The organism is Speluncibacter jeojiensis, from assembly GCF_029589495.1.
GTDB classification, from domain to species: Bacteria; Actinomycetota; Actinomycetes; order Mycobacteriales; family Mycobacteriaceae; genus Speluncibacter; species Speluncibacter jeojiensis.
In genome coordinates, this window is record NZ_JAAIVF010000001.1 from 127,447 (window position 1) to 143,827 (window position 16,381).

The following is a 16,381-nucleotide window of genomic DNA, read 5'->3' on the forward strand; positions in this document are numbered from 1 at the left end:
TCCACGCTACTGGGTGCCGCGCGACCGCACCGGATCGACGGCCGACGGGAGCACATCGCGGTAAGCCGGGATGCCTGCGACCGACGTCGCCGCCAGCACCGCGTGCACGATGGCCCGCTCGACGCAGGTCGCGGCGGTCGCGCACACGGCGTCGAGCAGTGCCAGCTCCGCCGGGAAGGCCGCGGGCACCCCGGAGACCGTCCGGTCCGGGGCGGACCCGCCGGTGCCGGTGGCCACCGCGAAGATCGTGTCGCCGTCCAGTGGCGAGTGCGCGGGCCGGACCGCGCGGGCCAGCCCGTCCTGTCCGGCGACCGCGAGTCGCTTGCAGCCCGCCTTGGTCAGCACGGCGTCCGTGGCGACGACGCCGATCGTGGTGTTGAGGACCGTCCCCTTCGCGGGGGTGCCGTTCGCCGCGGCCACCTCGGCCGGGTCCGGCGGGCGCAACCCGAACTCGCCGTCGAGTTCGGCGGACGCTCCCCAGGGCAGGCCGGTCGCCGGGTCGAAGACGGAACCGACCGGGTTCGCGACCACCAACGCCCCGACGGTGACCGCGCCGACGCCGGGCAGGTCCAGCAACGCGCTGGCCGTGCCGACACCGCCCTTGAGCGACCCGGCGCGGGCGCCGACGCCGGCGCCGACCGACCCGCTGTCGAACAGTTCCCCGGCCTGCTGCGCGGCGCGGTAGCCGAAGCCCGCATCGGGGCGCTCGCGCCAACCGCCGACCGGGAGGTCGAAGATCACCGCCGCCGGGACGATCGGTACGACCGCCTCGGGGCCACCCATCGGGATGCCCAGGCCCTGCTCCTCGAGCCGGCGCATCACCCCGTCGGCCGCGGCCAGCCCGTAGGCGCTGCCGCCGGTCAGCAGCACCGCGTCGATCTGCTGCACGGTGTGGCTGGGGTCGAGCAGGTCCGTCTCGCGGGTGCCCGGGCCTCCCCCGCGCACGTCCACCGAGGCGACCCCGCCGCCCGGGACCAGCACAACCGTGCAGCCGGTGGCCCAGCCCGAGCCCAGGGCCGCGTCGGAATCGAGGCGGTGATGGTGACCGACGAGCACCCCGGAGACATCGGTGATCGCATTGCGCGGCCCGTGACGCGTCGCCGCCGTCACGTGGTCAGTCCATCAGGGCCAACAGCAGGGTGTCCTGCACCCAGGTCAGCCAGTGGTAGACGTCCATGTCGGCCCGGCGCGGGTCGTCCTCGGGCAGTTCGTCGGGGGTGTCCGCGTCGATCCCCAGCATCGTCCCGAGCGCGATGCGCACGTCGTTGAGCGCGTTCAGCCAGCCGTGGGCCTGCTCGGGGATCAGCGCGATCTTGCCGCCACGTTCGGGCAGCGTGTCGAGCAGCATCGTCGCGGCCTGCCGCTTGGCGTCGATGATCTCCGGTTCGTGCAGGCTGCGCAGCGCACCGTTGACATCGGCCGCGTCCGCGCGGCGCTCGTCGGCGACCTCGTCTGCGGTGCGGGACTGTGCCTCGTCGCCGAGGTCGGACTCGGGCCGGTGGAAGTCGGGCAGCAGCCGCGCCAGGACCGCGTCGTCGGGCGGGGTCGAGGGGCCGGAACGCAGGCCGGTCAGCACCGCGAGCTCGTCCTGCGGCGTCTCGGACTCACGCGCGTCGAGCAGGCCGACCAGCGAGGTCACCAGTGAACGCAGGACGGCGGCCTCGTGCGCATCCATCTCCGTGCGCAGCTTCACGCCGCCGAGCGAATTCTTCCTGGTCCACGCACGCAATGCGTTCCCCCACTCCTGTGGTCATCGGTCGAGGCGGCGGATCAGCCGTCATTCACCACGCCGTCATTCACCGCGCTGCATCGTCGCCCACAGGCCTGCGGCGTGCAGACGACGCACGTCGTTCTCCATCTTGTCGCGCGAGCCGGACGACACGACGGCCTTGCCCTCGTTGTGCACCTTCAGCATCAACTCGTTGGCCTTGGCCTTGCTGTAGCCGAACAGCTTCTGGAAGATGAACGCGACGTAATGCATCAGGTTGACCGGATCGTCCCACACCACGGTCACCCACGGCTTGTCGATGGATTCGAGTTCGTCGACGAACTCCTCCACCTCAGGCGTGGCCATCGGTGTCGCAGGCATGGGTACCGCCATGCATCAAGGGTACGACGTCGGGCCGGTCTTGACCCCCATCCGGGTCCAGGCGAGCCGAATTCGCCGGTGCCGCCGTAAGTTGGGACAGGTGAGCACCCCCGCGTCGAGCACCGCGCTGCTGACCGACCAATACGAGCTGACGATGCTGGCCGCGGCCCTGCGCGACGGCACCGCGCAGCGACGCTGCGGCTTCGAGGTCTTCGCCCGCCGGCTGCCCGACGGTCGCCGTTACGGCGTCGTCGGTGGCGTCGGCCGGCTCCTCGACGAGCTGACCCGGTTCCGGTTCGGCCCCGCCGAGCTCGATTCGGTCGCCGAGTTCTGCGACCGCGACACCCTCGACTGGCTGGCGGCGTTCCGATTCGCCGGCGACATCGACGGCTACCGCGAGGGCGATCTGTACTTCCCGGGTTCGCCGATCCTGTCGGTGCGCGGCAGTTTCGCCGAGTGCGTGCTGCTCGAGACGCTGATCCTGTCGATCCTCAACCACGACAGCGCGATCGCGTCGGCGGCGGCGCGGATGCGCTCGGCCGCGGGTGATCGGCCGATGATCGAGATGGGCTCACGGCGCACCCACGAGGAGGCCGCCGTCGCCAGCGCCCGCGCCGCCTATCTGGGCGGGTTCGCCGCCACCTCCAACCTCGAGGCGGTGCGCCGGCACGGCATCCCCGGCGCCGGCACCAGCGCGCACGCGTTCACGCTGCTGCACACCACCGCCGACGGCGCCGACGAGGCCGCAGCGTTCCGCGCGCAGGTCGCCGCCCACGGCATCGGCACCACGCTGCTCGTCGACACGTACGACATCACCCGCGGCGTGCAGACCGCGATCGAGGTGGCCGGAACCGGCCTCGGCGGGGTGCGCATCGACTCCGGCGACCTCGGGGTGCTGGCCCGGCAGGTACGCAAGCAACTCGACGACCTCGGCGCGACCCGCACCCGGATCGTGGTCTCCGGCGACCTCGACGAGTTCGCCATCGCGGCGCTGCGCGGCGAGCCGGTCGACGCCTACGGGGTCGGCACCTCGCTGGTCACCGGCTCCGGCGCCCCCACCGCAGGGATGGTCTACAAGCTGGTCGAGGTCGACGGCATCCCGGTCGCCAAGCGGAGCATCAGCAAAGCCTCGCGCGGCGGCGTCAAACGTGCGCTGCGCGCCGCCCGCGACACCGGCACCGTGGTCGAGGAGGTCGTCTACCCCGCCGACTCGACGCCGCCTGCCACCGGCACGCTGGAGGCGCGGGAGTTGCAGGTTCCGCTGCTGCGCGGCGGCGAGCCGGTCGGTCACCGGCCCGCGCTCGACGACTCCCGCGACCTGCTGCTGCGATCGCTGGTCACGCTGCCGTGGGAGGGGCTGCGGCTGACCCACGGTGAACCCGCCGTCCCCACCCGCTTCGTCGCCGAGGAGCGCGCATGACCGGGCCGGCGCGGGCGCTGATCATCGTCGACGTCCAGAACGACTTCTGCGAGGGCGGCTCGCTGGCGGTCACCGGTGGCGCGGCGGTCGCGGAGGCGATCAGCGAGTACCTGGCGACGCCGGGCCGACCGCGGTACGCCGCGATCGTCGCCACCGCGGACCGGCACATCGACCCGGGACCGCACTTCTCCGACCGCCCCGACTACCGGGACAGCTGGCCGCCGCACTGCGTGGTCGGCACTCCGGGAACCGAGTTCCATCCGGCCCTGGACGTCTCGGCGGTGCAGGAGGTCTTCGGCAAGGGCGCATTCGCGGCCGCGTATTCAGGCTTCGAGGGCGCGTCCTCCGACGGCGACTCGCTCTCGGACTGGTTGCAGGACACCGGCATCGACGCCGTCGACGTGGTCGGTATCGCCACCGACCACTGCGTGCGTGCGACCGCGATGGATGCGGTCCGGGAAGGCTTCGACACCCGCGTGCTGCTGGACTACACGGCCGCGGTGGCGCCGGACACCACGCGCGCGGCACTGGACGCGATGCACGGCGCCGGGGTGAAGCTCGTCGGCGGCGGGTGGACGGCCCCGACCCGGCGCCGTGGTGCGAGCCGTCGCGGTCCGGGCAGCAGGCACCGGCACCGCCAGTAGTCTGTGCGGGTGCCCGAACTCCCACCCGTCCCCGAACTGCTGGCCGTGGCGGTGCGTTCCCTCGGGGGCGCGGAGCGGCGGAACCAGCTGACGATGGCCTCCGCGGTCGCCCACTCGATCGAGTCCGGCGAGCACCTGGCCGTGCAGGCGGGGACCGGCACCGGCAAGTCGCTGGCGTATCTGGTGCCCAGCATTGCGCACGCGGTCACCTCGGGACGGACCGTGATCGTCTCCACCGCGACCATCGCGCTGCAGCGCCAGCTGGTCGACCGCGACCTGCCGCGGCTCGCCGAGGCGTTGAAGTCGTCGCTGCACCGCACCCCGGAGTTCGCGATCCTCAAGGGCCGCGGCAACTACCTGTGCATGAACAAGATCCACACCGGCGCCGCGCCGGAGCCCGACGAGCCGGCGGAGCTGTTCGACCCGTTCGCCGTCTCCCGGCTGGGCCGCGAGGTGCAGCGGCTGACCAAGTGGTCGTCGCAGACCGAGACCGGCGACCGCGACGAGCTGGTGCCCGGTGTCAGCGACCAGGCGTGGCGGCAGGTCAGTGTCAGCGCCCGCGAGTGCCTCGGCAAGTCGCGCTGCCCGGTCGGCGAGGACTGCTTCGCCGAGCAGGCCCGCGCGCTCGCGTCGAAGGTCGACGTCGTGGTCACCAACCACGCGTTGCTCGCGATCGACGCGATCACCGAGGTGTCGGTGCTGCCCGAGCACGACGTCGTGGTCATCGACGAGGCCCACGAGCTGGTCGACCGGGTCACCGGCATCGCGACCGCGGAACTGGCCGCGTCGACCGCCAGCGTCGCCGCCCGCCGCTGCGTCAAGCTGATCGAGGAGCAGGACGTCGACCGGCTCGAGGCCGCGGCCGAGAACTGGGGCCTGCTGCTCGAGGAATGCGCACCGGGACGCTGGGAGGCTCTGCCCGACGGCGCCGGTCCCGCGCTGGCCGCTGTGCGCGACGCCGCCTGGGCCGCCTACACCGCCGTCGGTCCCGTCAAGCCCGGCATGGTGACCGCCGAGCCGGAGGCCGCGGCCGCCCGCAACACCGCGCTCGCCGCGCTCGAGGAGGTGCACGACACCGCCGTGCGGGTGCTCACCGCGTTCGAGGAGCCGGACCCGTCCAAGCGCCGGGACGTGGTGTGGCTGTCGGCCGACGAGATCCGCGGCACCGTCCGGCGGGTGGTGCGCATCGCGCCGCTGTCGGTGGCGGGCCTATTGCGCAGCCGGCTGTTCGGCGAGTCGACGGTGGTGCTCACCTCGGCGACGCTGACCGTCGGCGGATCCTTCGACGGCCTCGCCGCGGCCTGGGGTCTGCCGTCCTCCTCGGGTGTGGTGGTCGACCCGGCGCTGGCGACCGGCAAGAAGGCCCCGTCGGATTCCGACGAGGTCGGCTGGAACTCGCTGGACGTCGGCTCCCCGTTCGACCACGCCCGCGCCGGGATCCTCTACACCGCCGAACACCTGCCCGCGCCCGGACGTGACGGGCTCTCCCCCGCCTACCTCGACGAGATCGCAGAGCTGATCACCGCCGCCGGCGGGCGCACCCTCGGGTTGTTCTCGTCGATGCGCGCCGCGAAGGCCGCCGCCGAGGCGATGCGCGAGCGCCTCGACACCCCGGTGCTCTGCCAGGGCGAGGACGCAACCGGTCAACTCGTGCAGCGTTTCGCCGATGACGAGCAGACCTCACTGTTCGGCACACTGTCGCTGTGGCAGGGCGTGGATGTGCCGGGACCGTCGCTGTCGCTGGTGATCATCGACCGCATCCCGTTCCCCCGGCCGGACGATCCACTGCTGACCGCACGACAGCGCGCAGTCGAATCCCGCGGCGGCAACGGCTTTCTCGCGGTCGCTGCGAACCACGCCGCACTGCTGCTGGCGCAGGGCGTGGGCCGGTTGCTGCGCAGCGTCGACGACAAGGGTGTGATCGCGATCCTCGATCCGCGGCTGAGCACCGCCCGCTACGGCGGGTACCTGCGGGCGTCGCTGCCGCCGTTCTGGCAGACGAGCGATCCGGCCGTGGTGCGCGGGGCGCTGAAACGCCTGCGCACTTCCTGACACGAATCCGTCAGGGCACGACCAGGATCCGGCCGTGTGGTCCGGCTTCCTGCCGCCGGTGTGCGTCCGCCGCCTGAGCCAGCGGCAGCCGGTCTGCGATGCGCGCCTTGAGGATTCCCGACTTCAGGCCATGGTTGACGACCTTCGCGGCGGCGGCCAGATCGTCGACGCCGGCGTTGCTGATCGCGAACCCGCGGATGCTCGCGTCGCGCACGTACAGTTGCCCAACCGGCAGGGTCGGCATGGTGGACATGCCTGCCATCGCGATGATCCGGCCGCGGCGGGCCAGCAGCGGCACCGCGTGCTCGAGGTCGTGCACGCCCGCGTTGTCCCAGTAGACGTCCGCGCCGTCCGGTGCCAGTTCGGCCAGCCGCGCGAACAACTCCGGGTCGCGGTAGTCCACCACTTCCGCTGCGCCGCAACCCCGGCACCAATCGGCGTCTTCGGGCCGGGCGGTGGCGATGACCCGCGCACCCGCGGCCGCGGCCAGTTGGACGACGCAGCTGCCCACGCCTCCCGCCGCTCCCCCGACGATGATCGTCTCGCCCACCCGGAGGCCCGCCTCACGGAACAGCCCCAGATGCGCGGTCGCCGCGGTGTGCAGCACCGCGGCCGCCGACTCCGCATCGACCCCGTCGGGCAGCCGGTAGAGCCGCTCCGCGGGGACGGCGGCGTACTGCGCGAACGAGCCCTGGCGGCCGCCGTGACCGAGACTGTTGCACCAGACCCGGTCGCCCACGGCAAAGCCGGTCGCCGTGGAGCCCACCTGCACGACCGTGCCGACCAGGTCCCGGCCGATCACGAACGGCGACGGCAGCGCGGTCCGGTAGGCGCCCGAGCGCACGAAGGTGTCGACGTGGTTGACGACGAGCGCCTCGGTGCGGACCAGCACCTGGTCGGCGGCCGGGCGGGGTGTCGGCAGCGGGCCGACGCGGATGGCGTCGGCCGTTCCCGGTTCGGTGATGTACGCAGCGGTCATCTGCGCCGGGACGTCGCCGGCCGGGCTCAAGCCTGTGCTCCCGGAAGGCCGTAGGTGCGGGCCCACGCCTGCGACAGCGTCCGCTCGTCCGCGCCGCCGAAGGTGTAGGCGGGCGACAACACGGGCAGCACCCGGTCCACGTGCACCAGCACCGCACGATGGGCCGGATAGCCGGGACCGTTGAGGTCGAGCAGCCAGGAGTGCAGCCACTCGTACACCTCGTCGCCGGGCTCGCGGAACTCGGCGGTGCCCTTGAACCGGTAGCCGCGCCGTCGCATGAAGTCGATCGAGTTGATCTCGATCCGGTTGTCGTGCGCCAGGTTCGCCATGGTGCCGGGAGAGGCGATGTCCATGAAGGCGATGTGCTCGTCGTCGCGGACGCGCATCGAACCCTTCGGCGACAGGTTGGGCGAGCCGTCCGGGCACACCGTCGCCACGAAGGACAGCCGGGCATCCTCCACGATCATCCGCATGTCGTCGTCGATCACGGGACCGGTCTTCGGATCAGTCACTGGATCTGTGTCAGCCATCAGTTTCCTTTCTCGACATCGGCACGCATCGGCCGCCGCTTCCACAATGGCCCCGGCCGCTCTCGCGACCGTCCGGGCTGGCCGCAAGCCCGCGTGCATGCCACATCGCCATCCACTATGCGCCGGATCTCTTCACGCGTACTCGGCCGAGATGATTGCAGAGCGCGGTGAGTGCTTCGTCGTGGTTCCAGACCAAAGGTGATCACGGCGACCAAGATCCACAGATCGCTGGAACCCTCCCGTAGCTGATCGGGTTGGTCGCGTGCCTGACCTCCAGTTATGCGTCAGAGTTAGGGCATGAACGAACTGCCAGCGGAGAGGCTTGCTCGCCAGATCACGGAACGTCACGGCCGGGAGCTCGACGCGCACCGCAGCGAGATCAACGAGCAGCTCGCTGATTTCCGTGCGCACGGCCGGCTGCCTTCGGCCGCTCGGCGCCTGCCGAGCATCTCCGCGCGAAGCTTCGAGGCCGAGGACATCGAGCTTGATCTGGCCATCGGAGTGCGCGAAGCGGCACAGTTCGGTTCGATCCGACGACCTGGGCCGGCCCCGGATGACTTCGATTGGGTCCGCGCTGGGGTCGGCGGAACCACCGCGTACCCACAGAAGCTCGCGCCGACGAATGATGACGCGCTCCGTTCGAGGCTCGACAGCGACGGCGATGTCCTCCCTGCCGCACATGTGTCCAGCGGGTGCTCGCCCGTGAGCCTGTCGGCATGGGGGCTGCAAGTCTTGAGCACACTCGCGGACGAACTCACGCTTGCTGCAAAACTCTCTCATCGAACCTATGTGTGGGAAAGCTGTCAGCTCGACGGAGAGGCATTGACCGTCCGCTACCGCCCGACAACCAAGGTCGAAGCGGATCTGCCGGAAACGCATCCACCGGAAAGACGTTCGAGAGTACTTGGCCGCCGACGTCGACGACGACCCTGGCTCGGTGGGGTAGATCAGGCCGTATCCGACGACCCAGGTTGAGTGGACCAGCCATCCAGTTCCCGTCACCGGGAAGGTTCTCCTTCGCGACAAGCGTGAATGCCACGCCGATGGCTTCCGCAGCATCCCCCTCCAAGACCGCGAGCGCGATCTGACTCCGCTCAACGTAGGACTCCCATTCGGGATCATCGCCCGCGTACGCGAAATCTATCCGTTCTCCCATTCGCGCGATCGTGCTCGCTCTGATCGGTGCAACCGACTCAGGTGTCGCCATCGCTCTCGACGATTCGGATCACCGATTCGATCGGCGTGGGCGCACATAGCCGGCCCCGGACACGCGGTCAGCCGACCACGGCGATGACCGTCATCGAGCCCGGCGCCACCTCGGTGAACCCGGCGTCCCGCACCGCCACCGCGCGTCCGTCCGCGACCAGCCGACACAGCTGCATCCACCGCGCCCCGTCGGCATCGCGCACCGAACACCGGTAGCCACGCTCCGACCATCGCTGCGCCCGGTCGACGCTCATCGCCCCGGCGAGCAGCATCGACGCGTGGCCGACCTGCGCGGCCGCCTTGCCGACGGTCATCTGCAGCGCCGCGTTCACCCAGAGCACCGGCAGCCCCGGCTCGGGATCGCCCGGTTCGTCGGGGGCCAGGTCGGTGCCACCGATCTGCATCTTGCGGATACGCGGGTCCAACTCGCCCACCGGCCCCGGGACCAGCGCCCGTGCCCGCGCGCCGTCGACCTCGACGGTCAGCCCGTCCACCTGCTGCGCGGTGTCCCACTGGGCGCCGCGGGCACGCCGGGTGACCTTACGGATACGCGCGTCGGTCCACGCGAGGAGCGCCGGATGCCACGGCCCGCCCGGACCGCTGCGTTCGTCGAGGCACAGCGCGACGGCCGCGACGGCCGCGGCGGCCAGCAGAGCACTGCGCGCGGGCGGCTCGACCTTCGGCAGGTGCAGCACGATCGGCATGGCCAGGACCTCGGCGGGGTCCGCCGGATCTTCACGGTGCCCGTAGCCGCCTGCGAGCAGCGCGTGCCGCTCCCCGAACGTCGCTGGGGAACTGGTGGACGGCTCGTCCGGGTCTGGCAGGGTCATTCCGGGATCGGCACCCGGCGGACACCGCCGTCGAGCGCATCCGCGGCCTCGACCTCGTCGCGGGTGATGCCGAGTACGAACAGCACCGCGTCGAGGAACGGGTAGTTCAGGGCCGCGTCGGCGACCTCACGCAGCGCCGGCTTGGCGTTGAACGCGACGCCCAGGCCCGCGGTCGAGAGCATGTCGATGTCGTTGGCGCCGTCGCCGACCGCGACCGTCTGCTCCAGGCCGACGCCGGCCTGCGCGGCGAACCGCCGCAGCGCCAGTGCCTTCTCGGCCCGGTCCACGACGGTCCCGACGACCCGCCCGGTGAGCACACCGTCGACGATCTCCAGCGTGTTCGCCTCGACGAAGTCCAGTTCCAGCTCGTGCGCCAGGCCGTCGATGACCTGGCGGAAGCCCCCCGAGACGACGCCGCAGTGGTAGCCGAGCCGGCGCAGCGTGCGGATGGTGGTCCGCGCCCCCGGCGTCAGCGTGATCTCGGCGCCCACCTCGTCGATGATCGAGGCGGGAAGGCCGGCGAGCACCGCGACCCGCTGGTGCAGCGACTCGGCGAAGTCGATCTCGCCGCGCATCGCCGACTCGGTGACCGCCCGCACCTCGGCCTCCTTGCCGGCGCGGGCCGCGAGCATCTCGATCACCTCGCCCTGGATCAGCGTGGAGTCGACGTCGAAGACGATCAGGCGCTTGGCGCGACGGGCCAGTCCGCCCCGCTCGACGGCGATGTCGACGCCCTCGCGCGCGGCCACCTCGGCCAGCGCCGAGCGCAGGTCCGCGTCCGAACGCACACTCGCCCCGGCCGCGGTCACCTGCATCTCGAGCCCGGTCACCGGGTAGTCCGCCACCCCGCGGATGGTCTCGATGTTGGCGCCGACCTCGGCAAGCTTGCGCGCCACCGCGGTGAACGCGCGAGCGGTGACGGGCCGGCCGAGCACAACCACGACGTGGGTGGGGATCGCGTGGGCGGCGCTGTGGTCGGCGCCGACCTCGACGTGGACGTTCATCCCGACCGTCGCCGCGGCCTGCTCGACCGATTCCTGCAGCGCCTCCGGATCGTCCTTGCAGGACACCAGCACGCCCAGGGTCAGCCGGCCGCGGATCACGACCTGCTCGACGTCCAGCAGGTTCACGCCGTGCCGGGTCAGGGCAGCGAAGATCGCCGACGTGACACCGGGCTTGTCCGGTCCGGTGACGGTCAACAGCACCGTCGTCGCAGTCGCCTTCATCAGGTCAAACGCCTCCTCGTACTCCCCCATCCAACCGCAACGGCCCCACCCAGACGAATGCGGGTGGGGCCGTTCCGGTGCGAACGGATGTCCGTCAGCTCGTTGCCGGTGCCGAACCGGTCAGCGGGCGCTGGTGTCGACCAGTTCCTCGGACTTGTGTCCGTGGCCGCCGCCGACATGCAGCTCGTCGCGCATGCGCTCGACCATGTGCGGGTAGTGCAGCTCGAACGCCGGGCGCTCCGAACGGATGCGGGGCAGTTCGGTGAAGTTGTGCCGCGGCGGCGGGCAGCTGGTCGCCCACTCGAGCGAGTTGCCGTAGCCCCACGGGTCGTCCACGGTGACGACCTCGCCGTAGCGGTAGCTGCGGAAGACGTTCCAGATGAACGGCAGCGTCGAGGCGCCGAGGATGAACGCACCGATCGTCGAGATCGTGTTCAGCGTGGTGAACCCGTCGGTGGGCAGGTAGTCGACGTAACGCCGCGGCATGCCCTCGTTGCCCAGCCAGTGCTGCACCAGGAAGGTGGCGTGGAAGCCCAGGAAGGTGGTCCAGAAGTGCCACTTGCCGAGCTTCTCGTCGAGCATGCGTCCGGTCATCTTCGGGAACCAGAAGTAGATGCCGGCGTAGGTGGCGAACACGATCGTGCCGAAGAGCACGTAGTGGAAGTGCGCCACCACGAAGTAGGTGTCACTGACGTGGAAGTCGATCGCCGGGCTGGCGAGCAGCACACCGGTCAGACCGCCGAAGAGGAAGGTGACGATGAAGCCGACCGAGAACAGCATCGGCGTTTCGAACGTCATGTGGCCCTTCCACATGGTGCCGATCCAGTTGAAGAACTTCACACCGGTCGGAACCGCGATCAGGAAGGTCATGAAGCTGAAGAACGGGAGCAGCACGGCGCCGGTGGCGTACATGTGGTGCGCCCACACCGCAACCGACAGGGCGGCGATGGAGATGGTCGCGTACACCAGGCCCTTGTAGCCGAAGATCGGCTTGCGGGCGAACACCGGGAAGATCTCCGAGACGATGCCGAAGAAGGGCAGCGCGATAATGTACACCTCGGGGTGGCCGAAGAACCAGAACATGTGCTGATAGAGCATGACGCCGCCGTTGGCGGGGTCGAACAGGTGCGCACCGAATCTGCGGTCGACCTCCAGGCCCATCAGCGCCGCGGTTAGCAGCGGGAAGGCCAGCAGGATCAGCACGCTGGTGACGAAGATGTTCCAGGTGAAGATCGGCATGCGGAACATCGTCATGCCGGGCGCGCGCAGGCAGATCACAGTGGTGATCATGTTGACGCCGCCGAGGATCGTGCCGAGACCGGAGACGGCCAGGCCCAGGATCCACATGTCGGCACCGGAACCCGGGGAGTGCAGCGCATCCGAGAGCGGGGTGTAGGCGGTCCAGCCGAAGTCGGCGGCACCACCGGGGGTGATGAAGCCGGCGGTCGCGATGAGCGAACCGAACAGGTACAGCCAGTAGCTGAACGCATTCAGACGCGGGAAGGCGACATCGGGGGCGCCGATCTGCAGCGGAAGGATGTAGTTGGCGAAACCGAACACGATCGGGGTCGCGTACATCAGCAGCATGATCGTGCCGTGCATGGTGAACAGCTGGTTGAACTGCTCGTTGGACAGGAACTGCTGTCCGGGGCGGGCCAACTCGGCGCGCATCAGCAGCGCCATGAGTCCACCGACCAGGAAGAACGAGAAGGCCGTGAACATGTACATGATGCCCAGGACCTTCGGGTCCGTGGTCGTGATCATCTTGTAGATGAAGGTGCCTTTGAGACCCTGCCTGGGCGGGTATGGCCTGGCAAGTACCGGCTTGGGCGCTACCGCGGTCACACTGCTCCTCCTGACTGTGCGTCCGCATCCGGCATACCCGGGCGAACGTCCTCTTCCCTTGCGCTGCGGAGAAGCTTAAACCCCGTCGCGAACCCCCTCGGACCCGGTCCTACGGAACGTCGTATTTGGCTGGTATCCGCTCGCGGACCCCGTCTGCGGGCACCGTCCGTGCCAGCAGGTTCACGATCACGACCGCGCGGGACCGGGTGTTAACCTCGGCGCGGCAACCCCGCCGCCGGTCACCTCTGGGAGAGTTCCGTGCCCGTTCGTCCCCACATCCCCGCCGGATCTCCCGGGCGTCGCGTTCCCGCGCGTCGCCGCGGCCCTGGCCGGGCCGCCGTCGCGATGTCCACGACCGCCGTGGCACTGCTCGCGGCGGTGACACTCGCGGGCTGTTCGACCACCGCGACGATCGACCAACAGGAGAGCTCGATCGTCAAGAGCACGACCCGGGTCGCCGGGGCCGAGGTGCTCGGCAACGCGCGTCACCCCGAGACCGCGTGCGGGCCGACCGCGCCCGTCGACCCAGCCGGAACGACGGGCGCGACCCGCCAGGTCACCGACGCCGCGGGCACCACCGCCGTCCCGACCGATCCCACCCGGATCGTGGTGCTCGATCCGTCGCAGCTCGACGCCGCGTGCGCACTGGGCCTGCAGGACCGGGTCGTCGGCGCGGCCACCCTGAACGCGGGCGGCGGCCAGCCGGAGTACCTGGGGCCGGTCATCGGCAAGGTCCCGGCGGTGGGCACGCTCGCCGCCCCCGACCTCGGCCGCATCGCCGACCTGAAGCCGGACCTGATCCTCGGCGCCGCGTCCGCCACCCCGCAGCTGCGCGACCGGCTGAGCGCGATCGCCCCGACCGTGCTCGTCGACACCTCACCGACGGCGTGGCGGCAGTCCCTGCTGGTCGACGCCGCCGCCCTCGGCCGCGCGGCGAGCGGCCAGGACCTGCTCGACCGATTCGATCAGGACTCCGCCGCGGCGGGCAAGGACCTGCACGCCACCCAGACCCAGGCGTCGATCGTGCGGTTCACCGGTGACGCAATCGAGCTGTACGGGCCTGCCAGCTTCGCAGGCCAGGTCCTCACCGACGTCGGCGTGCAGCGCCCGGCACCGCAGCGCTTCACCGACCACCCCGACGTCCAGATCGACACCGGCCGGCTGTCCGAGGCCGATGGCGACGTCATCTACACCAGTTTCGCCGGGGCGCAAGGCCTTTCGCACGGCAAGGACGTGATGGAGACCGACGCCTGGAAGGACCTGGGCGGCTCGCTCAACCGCACCTTCGCGGTCAGCGACGAGATCTGGATCCACGGGGTCGGGCTGGTCGCCGCCCGCGACATCGTCGACGACCTGCGGTTGTCACTGAACAACTACGTAGGGTGACCCGGGGGTGACGGGGCCCACAGAGCCCTAGGTCCCGATTATTAGGCTAGGCTTGCCAATATTGCCGAGCCGGTGTGATGATGCGAGCCATGATCGTTGATTCACGCCCCCGACGACGCCTCGGTGGTCTCCGGTTGGTTGCCGCCGCCGCGATCGCCGCGACCGCAGCACTGACCGCACCCGCCGTCGCCTCCGCCGCGCCGACCACGCCCGGTGCCGGTTCCGCTCCCTCGATCGAGGTCTTCGCCGCCGACGCGGTCACCCCGCTGGGCGACACCTCGGTGCACCCCGGCGACCAGGTGGTCGTGAAGGGTCGCGGTTTCGATCCGAACGCCGACACCGGAGGCTGGCCGGTGCCGGTGCCGCCCGGCGTGCCGCACGGCACCTTCGTCGCGTTCGGCGCCTTCGCGCCGGAGTGGCGACCCTCGCAGGGCGCCCCGGAGAGTTCGCGCGAGGTAACCCGTAGCGGCATGTCCTGGGTGCTGTCGCGTCGCGCGCTCGATCGGGTGCCGAGCGCACCGTTCGACCTGCAGCGCACCATCCGTCAGCAGTGGGTCCCGCTCGACGACGACGGCACCTTCACCGCGAAGCTGACCATCAAGGCACCGCCGGCGGTGCCCGCGGACGGCCGGTACGGCATCTACACGTACGCGGCGGCCGGCGCGGTCGCCGCGGACGAGGAGCTGTCGGTGCCGATCAACTTCGACCCGGCGCCCGGACCGAACACGCCGCAGGCGCCGGCCGAGGACATGGTGTGGGGCGTGGCCCCGGGCTACACCGACCTCGTCACCGGCACCACGCAGGGCGCGGTCGTCGGCAGCGGCGGCGCGGCCGTCCGCAAGGACGGGCAGCTGACGTTCGCGCTGGCGGGCTCGGAAGTGAACCCGGCGACCGGCTACGGCACCGTGCGCTATCGCGGAACCGTGGTGTCCTCCACCAGGTTCCACCTGCTCGAGATCGCGCTGCGCGACCCGTGGGTGGAGTTCACCCCGAACGGCACCTGGCTGTCGGCACAGACCTCCACCGGCGACACGGTGGGCACCGATTCACTGACCCGGATCCGTGTCGCGCGCTTGGACACCGGAGCCGACGGCGCCCGGCACGACTGGGCCGCTGTCCCGGCGACGTTCACCGCTCCGCTGCAACCGACGGTGCTGCTCCCCTACTCCGGGCAGCCCGCCGCGCCGGTGACCTTCCGGTACTGAGCAACGACACGCGCGCCCGGCCGGTCACATGACCGGCCGGGCGCGCGGGCTTCGGTTGTACTGCTGCGGGATCGGGCCCGACAGGAGCCGGTCCAGCAGGATTCGGCCCAGCAGGATTCGGTTAGGAGGATCCGAAGGGCAGGCCGCTCGACCCGGTGCCGCCCGTCGTGCCGCCGCCCGGAGTGGTGCCGCCACCGGGATTCGTCCCGCCACCCGGCGACGTCGGCACCGTCACGGTGACGAACACGCCCATCGGATTGAAGCTCTGCGTCCCCGTCCAGGTGTTGACCTTGAAGGTGACCCCGCTGTCGAAGGTGCCCGCGGTGGCGTTGGCCGGCACCGTGTAGCTGACCTCGAGTGTCAACTGCTTGGCGCTGCCGCCGAGCGGCTTCGACACGATCCAGCCGCCGGGGTTCGACACCGACACCGCGCCGCTGGCCGGGTCGACAGTCGCGGTCACCGGGTCGGTCTGCATGCCGCCGCTGACGTGATAGGCGGTGACCTTGGCGCTGGACGGCACGTAGGTGAACCCGGCCGGCGCCACGTCGGTGATCGCGCTGACGTAGCGGTCGACGATGCTGGTCACAGAGAACACCGTCTTGTAGGTGACGGTGTCGCCGGGCTTGAGCGCCGCGTTGCCCTCGACGCTCTTGGTGACGGAGATGTTGTCGACGGTCTTGGTCGCCGACGTGGCGGGCGTGGTGGTGCCCGCGGCGGGCACCAGCCCGACGGTCGGGGCGGCGACGGCGGTGCCGATCCCGACACCGCCCGCGATCAGGGCCGCTGCCGCGGCGACGGTGGTGGCGCGGCGGGCCAAGGTGCTTCTCATGCGGTTCTCCAGGATCGTCCGGGTGTAGCCCGAATTTCTACCAGACGACCGCACGTCACCACGACCGTTCTGACGCCGGTGGTGGTCACCCACAAAGCACGCTCGAACCGCCCACAACAGGGCCGGCGGTTCGAGCGCTG

15 protein-coding genes are annotated in these 16,381 nt (G+C 70.7%); 6 read left to right on the plus strand and 9 right to left on the minus strand.

Annotation, left to right across the window (positions count from 1 at the left end; genetic code table 11):
- Window positions 1-6: 6 nt before the first annotated feature.
- The 3 genes from G4X40_RS00615 to clpS form a co-directional block, all read right to left on the minus strand.
- Window positions 7-1,110: a P1 family peptidase gene (locus G4X40_RS00615; protein WP_277829514.1), complete on the minus strand. Its 1,104-nt coding sequence runs from the start codon at window positions 1,108-1,110 to the stop codon at window positions 7-9.
- Window positions 1,111-1,114: 4 nt separating this feature from the next.
- A complete protein-coding gene (gene aosR / locus G4X40_RS00620) occupies window positions 1,115-1,729 on the minus strand; it encodes an oxidative stress transcriptional regulator AosR (RefSeq protein WP_277829515.1) in 615 nt (204 codons plus the stop codon).
- A gap of 63 nt (window positions 1,730-1,792) precedes the next feature.
- Entirely contained in the window at window positions 1,793-2,089 is a 297-nt protein-coding gene (gene clpS, locus G4X40_RS00625; RefSeq protein ID WP_277831183.1) for an ATP-dependent Clp protease adapter ClpS, read from the minus strand.
- 100 nt (window positions 2,090-2,189) lie between these two features.
- On the opposite strand from clpS, the gene G4X40_RS00630 reads away from it, so the two are divergent.
- Genes G4X40_RS00630 through G4X40_RS00640 form a run of 3 tightly spaced genes read left to right on the plus strand, consistent with a single transcriptional unit; the run spans window position 2,190 to window position 6,205 of the window.
- A complete protein-coding gene (locus tag G4X40_RS00630) occupies window positions 2,190-3,509 on the plus strand; it encodes a nicotinate phosphoribosyltransferase (RefSeq protein ID WP_408642080.1) in 1,320 nt (439 codons plus the stop codon).
- The gene (locus G4X40_RS00635; protein ID WP_277829517.1) at window positions 3,506-4,153 is read left to right on the plus strand and encodes an isochorismatase family protein; all 648 of its coding nucleotides are present in this window, start codon (window positions 3,506-3,508) and stop codon (window positions 4,151-4,153) included. The genes G4X40_RS00630 and G4X40_RS00635 overlap by 4 nt, the downstream gene beginning before the upstream one ends.
- A 9-nt stretch (window positions 4,154-4,162) precedes the next feature.
- Entirely contained in the window at window positions 4,163-6,205 is a 2,043-nt protein-coding gene (locus G4X40_RS00640; RefSeq protein WP_277829518.1) for an ATP-dependent DNA helicase, read from the plus strand.
- A 10-nt stretch (window positions 6,206-6,215) separates the two neighbouring features.
- Here G4X40_RS00640 and G4X40_RS00645 read toward each other — a convergent pair whose 3' ends face one another.
- Both G4X40_RS00645 and G4X40_RS00650 read right to left on the minus strand, forming a co-directional pair.
- Window positions 6,216-7,214 carry an NADPH:quinone reductase gene (locus tag G4X40_RS00645; RefSeq protein WP_277829519.1) on the minus strand — a complete coding sequence of 333 codons (999 nt, stop codon included), beginning with the start codon at window positions 7,212-7,214 and terminating at the stop codon, window positions 6,216-6,218.
- Window positions 7,211-7,696, minus strand: a complete 486-nt coding sequence (locus G4X40_RS00650) for a pyridoxamine 5'-phosphate oxidase family protein (RefSeq protein WP_277829520.1) — start codon at window positions 7,694-7,696, stop codon at window positions 7,211-7,213. Before G4X40_RS00650 ends, G4X40_RS00645 begins: the two co-directional genes overlap by 4 nt.
- A gap of 315 nt (window positions 7,697-8,011) precedes the next feature.
- On the opposite strand from G4X40_RS00650, the gene G4X40_RS00655 reads away from it, so the two are divergent.
- Entirely contained in the window at window positions 8,012-8,689 is a 678-nt protein-coding gene (locus tag G4X40_RS00655) for a hypothetical protein (protein WP_277829521.1), read from the plus strand.
- Between the two features lie 299 nt (window positions 8,690-8,988).
- Here the strand turns inward: G4X40_RS00655 and G4X40_RS00660 are convergent, their stop codons facing one another.
- From G4X40_RS00660 to ctaD, 3 genes are all read right to left on the minus strand, one after another.
- Window positions 8,989-9,750, minus strand: a complete 762-nt coding sequence (locus tag G4X40_RS00660; protein ID WP_277829522.1) for an aminoacyl-tRNA hydrolase — start codon at window positions 9,748-9,750, stop codon at window positions 8,989-8,991.
- Window positions 9,747-10,976 carry a phosphoserine phosphatase SerB gene (serB, locus tag G4X40_RS00665; protein WP_277829523.1) on the minus strand — a complete coding sequence of 410 codons (1,230 nt, stop codon included), beginning with the start codon at window positions 10,974-10,976 and terminating at the stop codon, window positions 9,747-9,749. Before serB ends, G4X40_RS00660 begins: the two co-directional genes overlap by 4 nt.
- Window positions 10,977-11,096: 120 nt before the next feature.
- Window positions 11,097-12,821 (minus strand): aa3-type cytochrome oxidase subunit I, encoded by a 1,725-nt coding sequence (gene ctaD / locus G4X40_RS00670; RefSeq protein ID WP_277829524.1) that lies wholly within the window; start codon window positions 12,819-12,821, stop codon window positions 11,097-11,099.
- 345 nt (window positions 12,822-13,166) lie between these two features.
- Here ctaD and G4X40_RS00675 point away from each other — a divergent pair, with 345 nt between their 5' ends.
- Both G4X40_RS00675 and G4X40_RS00680 read left to right on the plus strand, forming a co-directional pair.
- Complete coding sequence (locus G4X40_RS00675) at window positions 13,167-14,207, plus strand: ABC transporter substrate-binding protein (protein WP_277829525.1); 1,041 nt, start codon at window positions 13,167-13,169, stop codon at window positions 14,205-14,207.
- Between the two features lie 89 nt (window positions 14,208-14,296).
- The gene (locus G4X40_RS00680; RefSeq protein WP_277829526.1) at window positions 14,297-15,412 is read left to right on the plus strand and encodes an HtaA domain-containing protein; all 1,116 of its coding nucleotides are present in this window, start codon (window positions 14,297-14,299) and stop codon (window positions 15,410-15,412) included.
- 121 nt (window positions 15,413-15,533) lie between these two features.
- On the opposite strand, the gene G4X40_RS00685 is transcribed toward G4X40_RS00680, so the two are convergent.
- On the minus strand, window positions 15,534-16,241 hold the full coding sequence (locus tag G4X40_RS00685) for a hypothetical protein (RefSeq protein ID WP_277829527.1): 708 nt from the start codon (window positions 16,239-16,241) through the stop codon (window positions 15,534-15,536).
- Window positions 16,242-16,381 lie beyond the last annotated feature (140 nt).

Coding starts and splice junctions, on each gene's coding strand:
- G4X40_RS00635 (WP_277829517.1), top strand. CDS start 3,506: ATGACCGGGCCGGCGCGGGCGCTGATCATCGTCGACGTCCAGAACGAC.
- G4X40_RS00685 (WP_277829527.1), bottom strand. CDS start 16,241: ATGAGAAGCACCTTGGCCCGCCGCGCCACCACCGTCGCCGCGGCAGCG.
- serB (WP_277829523.1), bottom strand. CDS start 10,976: ATGAAGGCGACTGCGACGACGGTGCTGTTGACCGTCACCGGACCGGAC.
- G4X40_RS00660 (WP_277829522.1), bottom strand. CDS start 9,750: ATGACCCTGCCAGACCCGGACGAGCCGTCCACCAGTTCCCCAGCGACG.
- G4X40_RS00680 (WP_277829526.1), top strand. CDS start 14,297: ATGATCGTTGATTCACGCCCCCGACGACGCCTCGGTGGTCTCCGGTTG.
- G4X40_RS00675 (WP_277829525.1), top strand. CDS start 13,167: ATGTCCACGACCGCCGTGGCACTGCTCGCGGCGGTGACACTCGCGGGC.
- clpS (WP_277831183.1), bottom strand. CDS start 2,089: ATGCCTGCGACACCGATGGCCACGCCTGAGGTGGAGGAGTTCGTCGAC.
- G4X40_RS00655 (WP_277829521.1), top strand. CDS start 8,012: ATGAACGAACTGCCAGCGGAGAGGCTTGCTCGCCAGATCACGGAACGT.